The sequence below is a fragment of the Rheinheimera sp. SA_1 genome (assembly GCF_001669775.1).
GTDB lineage: Bacteria > Pseudomonadota > Gammaproteobacteria > Enterobacterales > Alteromonadaceae > Pararheinheimera.
In genome coordinates this window covers 398773-412697 of the sequence record NZ_LXWK01000015.1, presented here as the reverse complement: position 1 = coordinate 412697, position 13925 = coordinate 398773, and the positions used below count along the sequence as shown (strand labels likewise).

Below are 13925 nucleotides of genomic sequence, written 5' to 3'. Positions count from 1 at the left end.
ATTTGCATTAAGTTGTTTGCGCGTCGTCTTGTTGCTGAATTCGGATTTCCGTAACATGATTATGGTCCCCATCCACTGTCCATTTAATATTAAAGTTATACAAATTCATGCCATAACTTTGCGTGTCTTGACGCTGCTTTTTATACGGCGGTCGCGGATCTTGTTTCAGTACTTTTTCGATAAAAACTTGTAAGTCGGGTAGGGCGTGTTGTTTACGACAAAATTCGATGGCCTGTTCGCTCATGCTGACTGTCATATCGGTCTGCGGAGCTGCGTCGGCAAAACCACTGGCGGCGTTTGGCAACGCGTCGGCGTAGGGCAGATAAGGCTTAATATCGAGCACCGGTGTACCATCAAGTAAATCAATGCCACTGAGTTTCAGCACCAGCTGCTCACCGCGCCGTTCGACACCATCGAGCTTTACCACCGATAAACCTATCGGATTGGGTCTGAAGGTCGCTCGGGTAGCAAACACCCCTTTTTTCTCGTTGCCACCAAGGCGGGGCGGGCGCACTAACGGTGACCAGCCTTTGTCAGCGGTTTCATGAAACACAAACACCAACCATAAATGGCTGAAACTGTCGATGCCTCGCACGATGGCATCATCGGCAAACGGCGGACTCAGCACCAGTTGGCCACGTGCTTCGGCAATCAGCCCAGGCTGGCGGGGGATGGCAAATTTTTGTTTATACGGCGATTCAATCACGCCAACTGCGGTAAATTCGAACTGATTCATCCGGTACTCATAGTCTGGAGCAGCTAATACCCTGGATCTTTAATGATTTTGGGCAACTTAGCTAAAGTCGCATTATGGCGGTGCATCTGGCAAACAACAAGCTTTTGCCACGCTTGCTATCAGATGTGTGGCCGTCTAAAGTGTGTGCAATCGAGCAATTCCACTTATGTACTACTTACTCAGGTTTATTATGGAACAAAAAACTTTATTAATTGAATGCCCGGACTCGAAGGGACTCATCGCGCAAATTACCAATATTTGTTACAAGCATCAGCTAAATATTATCCGTAATACCGAATATGTTGACCCGCTGAGCGGCCAGTTTTATATGCGGACCCAGTTGGAAGGCATTTTTAATGATCATACCTTATTACTGGATTTAGACCGGGCATTGCCCGATGGCAGCGTGCGGCAATTAGTCGGTAAAGCCAACAAGAAAGTAGTCATTTTAGTGACAAAAGAAGCACATTGTATCGGCGACATTTTGATTAAAGTGTATGACGGCTCGTTGCAGCTGGATATCGCCGCTATAATTGGCAATCACCCGGATTTAGGCGAATTGGCCGCCAAGTTTGGCATCCCATTTCATTTTGTCAGCCATCAGGATTTAAATCGCCATCAACATGAAGCTTTGCTGGTAGATGCAATATCACCTTATCAACCAGATTATCTGGTATTAGCCAAGTTTATGCGCATTTTGACGCCGGAATTTGTCGCCCGCTATCCAAATAAAATTATCAATATTCACCATAGTTTTCTGCCAGCATTTATTGGTGCCAATCCTTATCACCAGGCATTTAAACGTGGCGTGAAAATCATTGGCGCAACGGCACATTTTGTCACCGATGATTTAGATGAAGGTCCAATTATTAAACAGATGGTCACCAATGTTGATCATAATTACAGTGCCGATGATATGGCTAAATCCGGGCGTGATGTTGAGAAAAATGTGCTCAGCAAAGCGTTGGAATTAGTGATCCATGATCGGGTGTTTGTCCATGGCAATAAAACGGTCATTTTATAATTGATCTGTTGATCCAAAATGTCGGTCGTTGAATTTCATTCACAGGTGCAAGGAGTCACGATGTTACACAAAAGAGCGGTTGAATTCCGATTTCTGGCTGAGCCAACCCATGTCAATTTTGGTGGCAAAGTGCACGGCGGCATGGTAATGAAATGGATAGATCAAGCCGCATACGCCTGTGCGGCGCGTTGGAGTGGTTTGTATTGTGTAACAGTGTCGGTCGGCACTATCCGTTTTCGCCGGCCCATTCTGGTTGGGCATCTGGTGGAACTTGAAGCTAAGGTCGTCCACACTGGCAAATCCAGTATGCATATTTTTATTCAGGTTCGTTCCGGTGATACTCAGGCGCAGGAATTGCCTGAAACCAACCACTGTATTATTACTTTTGTGGCGTTGGATGAAGCGGGCAAAACTGCAGTGGTACCGGCCTGGCAGGCCGAAACCGACGAAGACCGTTTTTTAGAACAATATGCCATTCAGATGAAAACTTTCTCACAACAAGTTGAACAGCAAATGCTGGATTTTTATCAACAGGAACACAAGGAGTCATAACATGCGCCGAACCATCAGTTTCTTGTTGTCGTGGGCATTGGCAGCGCTATTGTTTGCACCAGCCGTTGTAGCGGATCCTGTCATAGCAACTCCGGCGAGCGAGCAGCAACAGCTGGCGCCGGAGCTGGAGTTATTCAGACCCTTTCTCGGTATTGTCTGGCAAGCGGATATGGGAACGCAAAATGGTAAGAAGCAGGTCGACCGCGCATTCTGGCAACGAGCCTTAAATGGCCAGGCGATCAAAACCATCCACTCGATTAATGATGGAGCCTATGGCGGCGAAACCATGATTTTCTGGGATAAAAAGAAAAAAAGTTTGGCGTATTATTACTTCACTACGGCCGGATTTTACACCCACGGCACCATGAGTTTTGACGCTAAAACACAAGTGCTGACCGCCGAAGAGCAGGTTGAGAATAACGCCAATGGCATCACAGTGGTGCGTTCCAAAAGTGTTCTTAAAACAGATAGTCTTGCGGTGAATTCGGAATATTTGCAGCATGGCAAGTGGACTGCCGGCCATACTGCGGTGTACCACCCAACCAAAGATGGTCAGGTTCGTTTTCAGTAGCAGTTATTTTTCGCTGCTGACTTCGTCGGTTAAATCAAGGGTATAGATATTGTCGATAGTTGCAGTGCTGGAATGACTGACCCGTAAGTCTTTCACCCGGCCATTGCGTAAACTGTAAACCCAGCCATGGACGGTTAAGGGTTGTTCGCGCTCCCAGGCTTCTTGCACGAAGCTGGTGTGACAAACATTACGCACTTGCTCAATGACGTTTAATTCGCACAAGCGGTTTAAACGATCCTGTTCGTTTGTAATAGACTCGATTTCATCACGGTGCATGGCGTATACATCTTTGATATTACGCAGCCAGTTGTCGACAAAACCTACCCGTTGTTTGTTCATTGCCGCATTAATACCACCACAGCCATAATGGCCACAAACGATGATATGTTTGATTTTCAACACATCAATAGCGTACTGCAGCACCGACAGGCAGTTGATGTCCGAATGCAGCACCAGATTTGCCACATTGCGGTGCACAAACAGCTCACCCGGTAACAGCCCGACGATGTCGTTGGCGGGAACCCGACTATCGGAACAACCAATCCACAGATATTCGGGTGCTTGTTGTTCTGACAGTTTTTTGAAAAAACCAGGTGCTTCCAGTTCGATCCGATCAGCCCAGGCTTTGTTGTTTTCAAACAGATGTTTTAATGAACGCATACCAGCTCCAGAGTTACAGACCAGGCTAAGATACCTGAATTTCGTCCGGAACTCAGCACCGACCAGCTAAAAGTCAGAAAGGAGCGAGTAAACCGCAGTTTTTCTTGGATATTACACAATAAAACAATTTAATATGAAAATGGTTGGTTTATTTCAGAATGTTTTAGCGTTATGATATTGCCACTGTTAGCTGAATAATAATCTGGAGTGAACCATGTCTTTATTACTTGATAAACGTGAATTGAAAAAAGCAGCAAAGGAATTGTCTGTTTTAAAGTTACAGGAAGTAATGGATGTACTGACTTCGGTAATGGAAGAGCGTCAGAATGAATCAGTCGCTTTAGATAAAGTTCGTGAGTTTGCTAAGGCACAGGGTTTCACTCTGGAGCAACTCGGCTACAAACAGAATTCAGATGGTTTGACGGTTGCTGTTGCTGCCGATGACATTGAATCACATGATTCAAAACGTCCGGTTAAGCCAAAATTCAAAACCATTAATAAAGACAGCCAGTTCTTTTATGTCGAAGGCGGCAGTCTGCAATTATTAAAAACGCATACAATGAAAAAGGGTCTGACCGAACGCGGTATTGATGTTGTACCTTTTTCAAAAGTTGAGAAGAAATATCTGAAACAAGTGGATGCATTATTAGAAGATGCCGGCAAGCAAGCATTAGTTAATTTCAATCAGAAAGTTGATATCTGGAATGACTGGGCACAGCAACATGGCGAAGAGATCCTGGTTAAACGTTAATTTTTAACTTTAACTATAGGATCAAAAAAACCGGCGAAATGCCGGTTTTTTTATTGGAGATATTATCCCTGTTAATCACTGTGTCAAAACCATCCGCAGCGTTGCATGGCGTCGGTTCGGCGCAACTGACTATTTTGGTTGGGCGTCCAGCGATTGTCCATTCACCCCAATACTGGCATCAGCCATCAGATATAGATAAAGCGGCATCAATTCGGCCGGCGTTTTTAAACTCAACTGATTTTCGCCAGGGTAAGCCGCACTGCGCATCTTGGTTCTGGTGGCACCAGGGTTGATACAATTGGTTCTGATAGTGCTGTGCTCATATTCATCTGCAATTAGCTGCATCATGCCTTCTGTACCAAACTTTGATACGGAATAAGGGCCCCAATAAGCCCGGCCACGTCGACCGACACCCGACGACGTAAATACCAGTGAAGCCTGGGGTGCTAACGCCATTACCGGTAACAATGCCTGCGTCATCAGCATTGCCGACGTCAGATTAACCTGCATTATTTTCTGCCAGGTTTCTAAATCAATATGTTCAAATGGCGTTAATACGCCGAGCATCCCCGCATTATGTAACACGCCATCCAGCTTACCGAACTCAGCTTTAATGGTGTTTGCCATATCATGGTAGTGTTTTTTGGTGGCGCCGTTTAAATCGAGTGGCACTATCGCCGGTTCCGGGCCGCCATTGGCCATAATGGCGTCATACACGGCTTCCAGTTTGGCAGTGGTTTTACCCAGTAAAATAACGGTGGCGCCATAACGGGCGAATGTCAGCGCAGCTTCTTTACCGATACCATCACCGGCACCGGTGACCAGTATCGTTTTATTGGCCAGAACCTGAGCATCGGGCTGAAAATCTTGCATATAAATCAACCTCTAACCTGCAGAAAAACCGGCGCAGCATACTCGTTCCCGGACGATTTTGCACCTTTCTTAAGAGATATTTAGTTTAGACCTAGCGAATTTTTTCTGATTGGGTTAACTTTAACTGGTCGTAGCTGTTGGAAGTTTACGAAACAGGAATTCAAAAACTAAAGCTCAGTGAGGGCTTTAGCAAAATAATAAAAATTCAGGACACGGGGAGAACATATGAATAAGTTATTAGTTAGTCTGGCCGTCGCCAGCGCGCTGGGACTGGCGGGTTGTGGCGATTCGTTACAAGATTTAAAAAATGATAATGTCAGCAATGACACCGTCTTAGTACCGATGAGCCGGGTGGTTTTTGACCCGACAGCCGGTAAAGTGTCAGTACCTAACGATTTGCTGTTTCAGGGAACGACTGACGGCACCCTGGTGATGCCGGGCGAAGCGGTAGCAGCGCCGAATTATGCAGATCCACAGACGGCTCTGGGTGCCTTAGATGGCTGGTCGACTCAGAACCCATTTAGTATTGAATTAGCTTTTGCCGGTGGCGTCAGCCTGGACGCAACCAGCGTTGCGCGTCCGGATGCAGTACGCATTGTTGAAGTGCTGATGGGCGATCCAGCCTCTACTGACGCCAGTTGCCGTGCTGTACCGCGTGGCGTGGCATGTAAGTCAGTGGGACAATTGACTTATGGTCAGGACTTTATAACTAAAGCAGTTGGCAATAATGTTGCCGTGATCCCGTTAAAACCACTGAAATCTGCCACTACTTATATAGTAGTGCTGACCAATAATCTGAAAGACTCCGAAGGCCGCGCTATTGCTCCTTCAACCACTTATGAGCTGGTGAAGCAGGATTTAGCGACTTTACCACTGGGCAGCGATGCACAACGTGCGCTGCAAGGTGTTATCAATAGCTTTGAAAATGCTGTTTCTACCCAAAGTATTGCTAAAGACACCATTATCTATACTGCGGCTGTCACGACCCAATCAACTGCCAACGTGTTGGCGACAGTGAAACAGCTGATGTTACCAAACGCTTCCAATAACAACACTCCACCTTCAGTGTTGGTTAGCGACAGCGGTTTATTAGTTTCTGATGTGTTGTTCCCTGGCAAAGTGCTGGCGCCAACGGATCCAGAGTTTGCTTTTAAAACGGCAAAACTTTATACCGGTACCATCACCCTGCCATATTACCTGGGTACTTCTACTGCCGAAGCTCCTTCAGCGGCTTTATCAACCCGTTGGGTTGGTCGTTGTGACAGCGGCGCGATGGTGGCTGGTTTAAGTACCGCTCAGGTTACAGCGTTAGAAGCAGGGATCACCAGCCCGGCTCAAATGCAGAACAATGCCATTTGTAAAGGGTTAAGCGGTGGCGCATTACGCGATTATGGTATCGACAAACAACGCCATTTGACCAAATTTAACGTCATTCCAAAAGCCAATTCAATGAAGTCATTGGCGGTGCAAATGACAGTGCCAAATGAAGCGCTGGGCATTGTGAAACCAGCTGGCGGATGGCCGGTCGTGATCCTGCAGCACGGTATTACCTCCTGTAAAGAAAACATGCTTGCTGTAACCGGCACGCTGTCATCACAAGGTTTTGCCACCATTGCCATTGACCATCCGTTACACGGCAGCCGTGGTTTTGACGTGAACGGTGATGGTAAAGATGAAATTAACGCTTCGGGCACCAACTGCTCGAAAAACGGCACACCTATTACCGGTAATGCCACTGTTTATATGAATCTTGGTGATTTGCTGGTGACGCGTGACAACCTGCGTCAAAGTATTGCGGATATGTTAGGCCTACGTTTGGGGATGAACTTCAACAACGTACCTGGCTTACTGAATACGCAAAATGTACAGTTCCTGGGCCATTCGCTGGGTGCCATTACCGGTACCAGTATGGTTGGTCTGGCTAATTCCACCACTGGCAATGCGACAGCTGATGCTTTGTATAAAATCAAATCAACGTCACTGGCGATGCCAGGTGGCGCTGTGGCCAACTTCTTGCTGGAGTCGCCACAGTTTGGTGGTCTGATTAAAGCCAGTGTGATGTTAGGCTCGTCAACTTTAGCTGCTGGTTTCAAAACCTTCGTAGATGGCAAAGGTGTTTGTGTAACGCCAGCGACCTATGTTGGCTGTGCTGCAACTTTTGCTGATGCTTATTTGGCCGATTTAACCCAAAAAGGTCAAACGGCGACTCTGGCAGCGATCAGTGGCACTATCACTCAGTTTGCTTTTGCCGCGCAAACGGTCACTGATGCCGGTGATCCAAACAACTATGCAGCTGCATTAGTCGCATCAAATACACCTGTGCATGTGATGGAAGTTGTTGGCAACGGCACTACCTTCAAGTCTGATCAAGTGATCCCGAACCAGGCTATGAATATGCCACTGGCTGGTACTGAACCATTAGCACGTTTGTTAGGTGTTGCTACTATTCCTGCCAAAGCAGGTAGTTATGCAATCACCCGGGCTGCGATCACCCGCTTTACTGAAGGTGACCACACTTCAATTCTGTACCCGGTATCGAGCATAGCCGCTACGACCGAAATGCAGCGTCAGACCGCAACATTCTTCCTGTCAAGCGGTGCCGGTTTAACCGTATTTAACCCTGCGGTAATCAAACCTTAATCAGCTTTGCTACTGATTTAAAAATAAAAACCCGGTTCGCCGGGTTTTTTTATAGCTGGACAAATGCCGAAAACCATATAGATATCGTGAACTGCGGTTTTGTGCTGACCCGCTATATGTTGTATTTAGATGAACAAGGTTACAATGCGCCAACCGCTGTAACACTAAGGAACTCAAGTGAACTACTTAATTGAATATGCAATGTTTTTAGCCAAAGCGCTGACCATCGTCATCGCAATTGGCGCTGTCATCGCGATGATTGTGCTGGCAGCAGTGAAACCAAAAAGTCATAAGGGCGAATTGTCTTTTGATGACCTGTCAAAAGAACACCATGATCTCGTTGAAGATTTACACCAGGAAATGCTGGATAAAAAAGCCTTTAAACTGTGGAAAAAGCAGCAAAAAGCGCCTGAGCAAAACCTGCCTAAATTATTTGTGGTTGATTTTAACGGCAGCATGGACGCTCACGAAGTAGCGGCGTTGCGCGAAGAAATGACCGCCGTGATTGCTATAGCGGCAAAGGATGACGAGGTATTGGTGCGCCTGGAAAGCGGTGGTGGGGTGGTGCACGGCTATGGCCTCGCGGCCTCGCAACTGGCACGACTCAAACAGCATCACATTCCGCTAACGGTCGCCGTTGATAAAGTCGCCGCCAGCGGTGGATATATGATGGCCTGTATCGCCGATAAAATTATCGCAGCACCATTTGCCATTTTGGGTTCGATTGGGGTGGTTGCCCAGTTACCAAACTTTCATAAATTATTGAAAAAGAACCATGTTGATGTCGAGCAGTTTACCGCAGGTGAATTTAAACGCACGGTAACGGTGTTTGGCGAAAACACCGACAAAGGCCGGCAAAAGTTTCAGCATGAGCTGGAAGAAACCCATCTGTTATTTAAAGACTTTGTGCAAAAACACCGGACAGTGTTGGATATCAATCAGGTCGCGACCGGAGAACATTGGTTTGGTTATCAGGCGCTTGATTTAAAACTTGTGGATGAGCTTGCAACCAGCGATGAATATTTACTGACGCAACTGCCGAAACGTCAGGTCTATCAGGTGAAGTATCAGTTGAAAAAAGGGCTGGCGGAAAAAGTCGGTTTATCGGCTGCAACGCTGGTACAAAGCTTGTGGCAGCAAGCACAACGTATGATTGTATGGCGCTGAGATGGACGCAAATTTTTGGCATCAGGTGTGGCAGCAGGATCAGCTGGGATTTCAGCTGGCGGAAGCCCATCCTTTATTAAAGGCGCAGCTTGCTGCTTTACCCGCTGATGGTGCCGTGCTGGTGCCATTGTGTGGCAAAAGTCCCGATTTACATTTATTAGCACAGCAGTATCGGGTGGTCGGCGCCGAGCTGTCGCAGATCGCCTGCCGGGATTTTTTTACCGAAGCACAATTGCCGGTATCGCAACGGGACTTTGGTGTATTTACATTATGGCAAGCCGCTCAATATCAGCTGTGGCAAGGTGATTTTTTTGAATTGCCATCAACAGCAGTGAGTGGATGCCAGCTCATTTACGACCGGGCCGCGCTGGTTGCACTTCCACCGGACATGCGGCAACGTTATGCCCAAACATTAAAGCAATTGCTGCCACAAGCAACGCTATTGTTGATTAGTCTGGAATACCCAGAACACGAAAAACAGGGGCCACCCTTTTCTGTCTCTTCAGCTGAAATTTCACAATTGTTTGATTTTGCCGACATTAACCTTTGTGGTATTCGCAATTTGACCGGTCAGGGGTTTGCCCGCCGCAAGTTTGAAACCAGTTCGCTGGTTGAGAAAGGCTGGTTGATCCGCTGGTAAGTTCATATGAAACCAGACATTTGTGAGAAGGGTGTTTCTAACCGATTGATTTACGGCAAGTCATGTCAAAAAATATACGAAAACCCAATAAAAAACGGCCACCTGGGCCGTTTTCGTCATGCTGAAGCAGCTGCAGGGTTAACTGTCGCGGCCGGCTTCAGGATTGTTAAATACATCAACATCCAGGCATTTTTCGCTTTTGGCAACCAGACACGACACCATCGCATCGCCGGTAATATTCACCGCGGTGCGGGTCATATCCAGTAAACGGTCGACGCCGATAATCAGCGCAATACCTTCAACCGGCAAGCCCACTTGCTGCAACACCATCGCCAACATCACTAAACCAACACCAGGCACACCGGCGGTGCCGATGGAAGCCAGAGTCGCCGTCAGTACCACCAGCACATAATCAGAGGTGGTTAAGTCGATATTGTAGACTTGTGCGATAAAGACCGTCGCAACGCCCTGCATAATGGCGGTGCCGTCCATATTGATAGTTGCACCCAGCGGTATAGTGAAGGATGCCACTTTGTTGTCAACGCCAAGCTTGTGCGTCGTGGTATGCATGTTACTGGCAATTGACGCATTACTGCTGGAGGTACTAAAAGCAAATAATGCAGTCTCTTTCATTTTGCGGAAGAACATCAGCGGGCTTAAACCACCGGCCAGTTTAATAAACAGGCCATAGACAATAAAACCGTGAAACAACAGTACAAACAATACTAAAGCGAAATATTTACCCAAATTACCCATATCGTCTAATTCGAGGGTGGTGAAAAGTTTCGCCATCAGGAAGAACACACCATAAGGCGATAAATTCATCACAATATTGACCAGCTTCATCACGACTTCGTTCATGTCATCGAAGAACTGACGAATACGTTTGCCGGATTCACCACTTAATGCAATGGCAATGCCGAATAACACTGCAAAAATAATGATTTGCAGCATTTCACCTTTAGCCATGGCATCGATTGGATTACTTGGGAACATGTTAATGAATACTTGCGCGACCGACGGAGCTTCTGCCGTTTTGAACTCAGTACTCAGCTGCATATCAACGCCAGTGCCTGGGCCAATTAAGGTCGCGAAAAATACTGCAAAACTGATGGCAAGTGCGGTAGTCAACACATAAAGACTGAAGGATTTTGAGCCGATCCGGCCCAGAGTGCTGATGTCATTGAGCGAGCTGGTACCACAAATCAGCGATACTAATACCAAAGGAACGACTAACATTTTTAAGCTGGCGACAAAAATCTGGCCACCGACATGAAAAATGCCATCAACGAAAAATGCTTTGATGCCAAAAGAGAAACCAGGGAAACCTATTTCGTAATCAGCTTCATTTCCAATGATCCATTTAAACATAGCGCCGACCAGAATGCCGAGTGCCATCGCGATTAATATCTTACTGGTGAGTGAATATTTTGTATTTGTAGTCATCTGGCGAGTAGGTTATAACAAGGATAAGAGGCGGCTAGCCTACCAGTTTTTGGTTTAAAAGAAAAATTTGTACAAAATCGTTAATTTAGCGCTGACGAATTTGAATTTATTCGGCTAAGATGCAGAATTAACAAAATCTAAATATAAGAATCAGCTAGGGAGAGTTTTCATGCGAAACATCCGGCAACTTCTCGTTGCGTTTTTGATGAGTGCAGTAGTCGCTTGTGGTGGTGGTGGTACATTAGGCGAAAGCGGTACTCCAACAACGCCCAGTTATAGTATCGGCCTTGCATTAACCGATGCAAGCGGAGTTCCTTCAACAGGGCTCAGCAAAGCAAATCCATTAAAACTCAAAGCAACTGTCAAAGCGACCAACGGCTCAGCGGCCAACAAGCTTGTGACCTTCACTATTAACGATACTGCACTCGCTTCATTTAATAATGGTGCCGGAACAGCACAAACTCTGGCCGACGGCACTGCTGAAATCGGCTTGCTGGCAGGCACCAAAAGTGGTGCCGGTGAAATTTCAGCATCAATCGACGGTGGCACGCCGGTAAAAATCGCTTTTACTTCGGCTGGGGATAGTGCTGCTGGCGGCGCATTTGTTATTTCAGTTGAAACATTTGCCGCAGATGGTTCCGTCGCAACAGAAGTGGGCAAAAATACGCCTCTGACGGTCAAGGCGACACTGACTTCAGCTTCAGGTGTTGCACAGTCTGGCAAACTAATCCAATTTTCAATTGATAATCCAAGTCTAGCGACCTTCAACAATGACGCGGGAACTGCGGTAACCAATGCCAGCGGTGTGGCGACAATTGGTTTGGTAGCAAGTACTAAAAGTGGTGCTGGTGTCATTACTGCAGCATTGTCTGAAGACAATCAGTTCCGTGGCACAAAAGCCTTTAGTTCCAAAGGTGATGGCGGAGTCGTAGATGCCACTCCGGTGGGTTCGATTTTGCTTTATGCAGATAAGTTACAATTAGGCGCAGGCAGTACAGATCGCGTCGAATTGTCAGCGCTGGTAAGGGACAGAAACAATATCCTGATGAAAAACGTCAAGGTTCAGTTCTCGGCTGACAATGATTCTGAACTTGAAGTTGTTTCCGAAATGACCGGCAATGATGGAGTCGCAAAGGCCAATCTGTCGTCCAGAACGAATTTTAACTTGCGCACAATCAAAGCCACTGCAACTGCCGGTGGCGAAAACAAAACTTCTCAGGTCGATATTAAAGTTGTCGGAACAAACATCAATATTGTTGGTCCGAGCGCCGTTGTTTTGGCAGGGAGTGGACAGTTCACGATTTCATTACTGGATTCAACCGGTAAAGGCATTCAAAACACCGTAATACAACTCTCATCAAGCCTGAAGAATAATTTTAACATTACTTCTCCTGTGACAGACCCTTCGACGGGCAGAGCTGTAGTTACCTATACTGCTGTTAACGGTGGTACAGATCTAATAACCGCAACAGCACTTGGTGTTACAACCACATTCAGTGTGGCTATTGATCCGGACGCTTTTGCATTTGAATCAACCGGCTCAAACACTACGCAGGAAATTCCATTAAACACTGCAGCGCCAGTCTCCGTAAAATGGTTACGCAATAACTCTCCATTGGTTGGTAGTGATGTGCTGTTCACGACGACTCGTGGGGTAATTGCGCCAACAGCGGAAACTTTGGCGGATAAAGTTGTAGCGACTAAAGCAACAGATGATGCTGGTGTGGCGCAGGTATTTGTTCGCTCTGATTTTGCTGGTTTTACCAATATTGGAGCTTCATCAACAGCAAATGGCTCAAAAATCAGTTCGAGTAAATTGATTGAGTACATTGCCACGACGCCAAGTGTGACAAAAGGCATTGAAGTCCAGGTATTCCCGGCACAGTTAGGCGCAGGTGAAAAAGCAACAGTGCAAGCAGTGTTACGGGATGATAAAGACAATCCAATCAAAAATCAGTTAGTGGCATTTTCGCTGTCGAATTCTGCAGGTGGTCAGTTAAGCCCGTCAACAGGTATTTCCAATTCACAAGGCGTTGCGACTACAGAATTTATTGCTGACGTGAATTCTGGTGGGTCAGGAACTCCAACTGCACCACAAGGCCTTCGAATTAACGCAACTTTAACTACAAATTCAAATGTAAAAGGCGATACGGGTGTTGTGGTTGGTCGTCGTACATTATTCTTCCGGTTTGGTAGTGGTAATGTTTTAGCGAAAATTGAGCCTAACTTATACTCAGCGCCGTACGCTATTATTGTAACTGACGCAGCTGGAAACCCGATTCCAAACCAACAATTGAACGTTGCTATCACATCAACTCGATATCGGAAAGGCGTCTTTTTGAAACGACCTCTTATCGGTGCATTTGTTAATTGGGAAGCTGTGAGATCTACACCTGCTGACTGCAGTTCAGAAGATGTAGATAGAGATGGAATTCTAGACTCAGGCGAGGATTTCAATGATGACGAGCAATTGACTCCGGGCAATGTGGCAACTGTGTCAAGAACTGTTACTGCTGATGCGGATGGTATTGCCCAAATTAACTTAATCTATCCGCGTGAATATGCACATTGGGTGATTGTAGACTTGTCAGTGTCATCAACTGCTGCAGGTACTGAAAATGTATCAAGTAGAGAAATTTTATTACCTATTTTAGGTTCTGATGCGACGACGGAAAGTTCGCCACCTCCAAACAGCCCGTTTGGGGTTGGCCGAGGAGTCGATGAAAACAGGCTGGTCTATACTGGTGACCCTGCAAGCTGTGCCACAACGGACTGAGTGCAGTTCCAGAATGAGTGATAAAAACTCCGCTATATGCGGAGTTTTTTTAGTTATGTGATTGGGCTCCGTTCAACCCAAATCCTGAC

The 13925-nt window shown here is 46.4% G+C and carries 12 protein-coding genes; 8 read left to right on the top strand and 4 right to left on the bottom strand.

Annotated features, from left to right (window positions below; translation table 11 throughout):
• Window positions 1-7: 7 nt before the first annotated feature.
• Window positions 8-736 (bottom strand): tRNA (N6-threonylcarbamoyladenosine(37)-N6)-methyltransferase TrmO, encoded by a 729-nt coding sequence (gene tsaA / locus A5320_RS09085; protein WP_068063663.1) that lies wholly within the window; start codon window positions 734-736, stop codon window positions 8-10.
• Between the two features lie 190 nt (window positions 737-926).
• Here tsaA and purU point away from each other — a divergent pair, with 190 nt between their 5' ends.
• The 3 genes from purU to A5320_RS09070 are packed head-to-tail and all read left to right on the top strand — an operon-like array spanning window position 927 to window position 2883.
• Window positions 927-1760, top strand: coding sequence for a formyltetrahydrofolate deformylase (purU, locus tag A5320_RS09080; RefSeq protein ID WP_068063662.1), 834 nt, complete (start codon window positions 927-929; stop codon window positions 1758-1760).
• Window positions 1761-1820: 60 nt separating this feature from the next.
• Window positions 1821-2312 (top strand): acyl-CoA thioesterase, encoded by a 492-nt coding sequence (locus A5320_RS09075; protein ID WP_068063660.1) that lies wholly within the window; start codon window positions 1821-1823, stop codon window positions 2310-2312.
• 1 nt (window position 2313) lies between these two features.
• Entirely contained in the window at window positions 2314-2883 is a 570-nt protein-coding gene (locus tag A5320_RS09070) for a hypothetical protein (RefSeq protein WP_231916694.1), read from the top strand.
• 3 nt (window positions 2884-2886) lie between these two features.
• Here the strand turns inward: A5320_RS09070 and can are convergent, their stop codons facing one another.
• Window positions 2887-3543, bottom strand: a complete 657-nt coding sequence (can, locus tag A5320_RS09065; protein WP_068063658.1) for a carbonate dehydratase — start codon at window positions 3541-3543, stop codon at window positions 2887-2889.
• 214 nt (window positions 3544-3757) lie between these two features.
• On the opposite strand from can, the gene A5320_RS09060 reads away from it, so the two are divergent.
• Window positions 3758-4294, top strand: a complete 537-nt coding sequence (locus A5320_RS09060; protein ID WP_068063656.1) for an H-NS family histone-like protein — start codon at window positions 3758-3760, stop codon at window positions 4292-4294.
• Window positions 4295-4423: 129 nt separating this feature from the next.
• On the opposite strand, the gene A5320_RS09055 is transcribed toward A5320_RS09060, so the two are convergent.
• Window positions 4424-5167, bottom strand: coding sequence for a YciK family oxidoreductase (locus A5320_RS09055; protein ID WP_068063654.1), 744 nt, complete (start codon window positions 5165-5167; stop codon window positions 4424-4426).
• 225 nt (window positions 5168-5392) lie between these two features.
• On the opposite strand from A5320_RS09055, the gene A5320_RS09050 reads away from it, so the two are divergent.
• The 3 genes from A5320_RS09050 to A5320_RS09040 all read left to right on the top strand — a co-directional run bounded on the left by A5320_RS09050 (window position 5393) and on the right by A5320_RS09040 (window position 9614).
• Window positions 5393-7807 (top strand): VolA/Pla-1 family phospholipase, encoded by a 2415-nt coding sequence (locus A5320_RS09050; RefSeq protein WP_068063652.1) that lies wholly within the window; start codon window positions 5393-5395, stop codon window positions 7805-7807.
• A gap of 177 nt (window positions 7808-7984) precedes the next feature.
• Window positions 7985-8974, top strand: coding sequence for a protease SohB (sohB, locus tag A5320_RS09045; protein WP_068063651.1), 990 nt, complete (start codon window positions 7985-7987; stop codon window positions 8972-8974).
• A 1-nt stretch (window position 8975) separates the two neighbouring features.
• Window positions 8976-9614 carry a hypothetical protein gene (locus A5320_RS09040; protein ID WP_068063649.1) on the top strand — a complete coding sequence of 213 codons (639 nt, stop codon included), beginning with the start codon at window positions 8976-8978 and terminating at the stop codon, window positions 9612-9614.
• 138 nt (window positions 9615-9752) lie between these two features.
• Here A5320_RS09040 and A5320_RS09035 read toward each other — a convergent pair whose 3' ends face one another.
• The gene (locus A5320_RS09035) at window positions 9753-10985 is read right to left on the bottom strand and encodes a dicarboxylate/amino acid:cation symporter (protein WP_231916693.1); all 1233 of its coding nucleotides are present in this window, start codon (window positions 10983-10985) and stop codon (window positions 9753-9755) included.
• A 244-nt stretch (window positions 10986-11229) separates the two neighbouring features.
• On the opposite strand from A5320_RS09035, the gene A5320_RS09030 reads away from it, so the two are divergent.
• On the top strand, window positions 11230-13836 hold the full coding sequence (locus tag A5320_RS09030; protein ID WP_157605749.1) for an Ig-like domain-containing protein: 2607 nt from the start codon (window positions 11230-11232) through the stop codon (window positions 13834-13836).
• Window positions 13837-13925 lie beyond the last annotated feature (89 nt).

What these genes read in the sequence shown, in the direction of transcription:
- tsaA (WP_068063663.1), bottom strand. Translation starts at nt 736, where the DNA reads ATGAATCAGTTCGAATTTACCGCAGTTGGCGTGATTGAATCGCCGTAT.
- purU (WP_068063662.1), top strand. Translation starts at nt 927, where the DNA reads ATGGAACAAAAAACTTTATTAATTGAATGCCCGGACTCGAAGGGACTC.
- A5320_RS09075 (WP_068063660.1), top strand. Translation starts at nt 1,821, where the DNA reads ATGTTACACAAAAGAGCGGTTGAATTCCGATTTCTGGCTGAGCCAACC.
- A5320_RS09070 (WP_231916694.1), top strand. Translation starts at nt 2,314, where the DNA reads ATGCGCCGAACCATCAGTTTCTTGTTGTCGTGGGCATTGGCAGCGCTA.
- can (WP_068063658.1), bottom strand. Translation starts at nt 3,543, where the DNA reads ATGCGTTCATTAAAACATCTGTTTGAAAACAACAAAGCCTGGGCTGAT.
- A5320_RS09060 (WP_068063656.1), top strand. Translation starts at nt 3,758, where the DNA reads ATGTCTTTATTACTTGATAAACGTGAATTGAAAAAAGCAGCAAAGGAA.
- A5320_RS09055 (WP_068063654.1), bottom strand. Translation starts at nt 5,167, where the DNA reads ATGCAAGATTTTCAGCCCGATGCTCAGGTTCTGGCCAATAAAACGATA.
- A5320_RS09050 (WP_068063652.1), top strand. Translation starts at nt 5,393, where the DNA reads ATGAATAAGTTATTAGTTAGTCTGGCCGTCGCCAGCGCGCTGGGACTG.
- A5320_RS09040 (WP_068063649.1), top strand. Translation starts at nt 8,976, where the DNA reads ATGGACGCAAATTTTTGGCATCAGGTGTGGCAGCAGGATCAGCTGGGA.
- A5320_RS09035 (WP_231916693.1), bottom strand. Translation starts at nt 10,985, where the DNA reads ATGTTTAAATGGATCATTGGAAATGAAGCTGATTACGAAATAGGTTTC.
- A5320_RS09030 (WP_157605749.1), top strand. Translation starts at nt 11,230, where the DNA reads ATGCGAAACATCCGGCAACTTCTCGTTGCGTTTTTGATGAGTGCAGTA.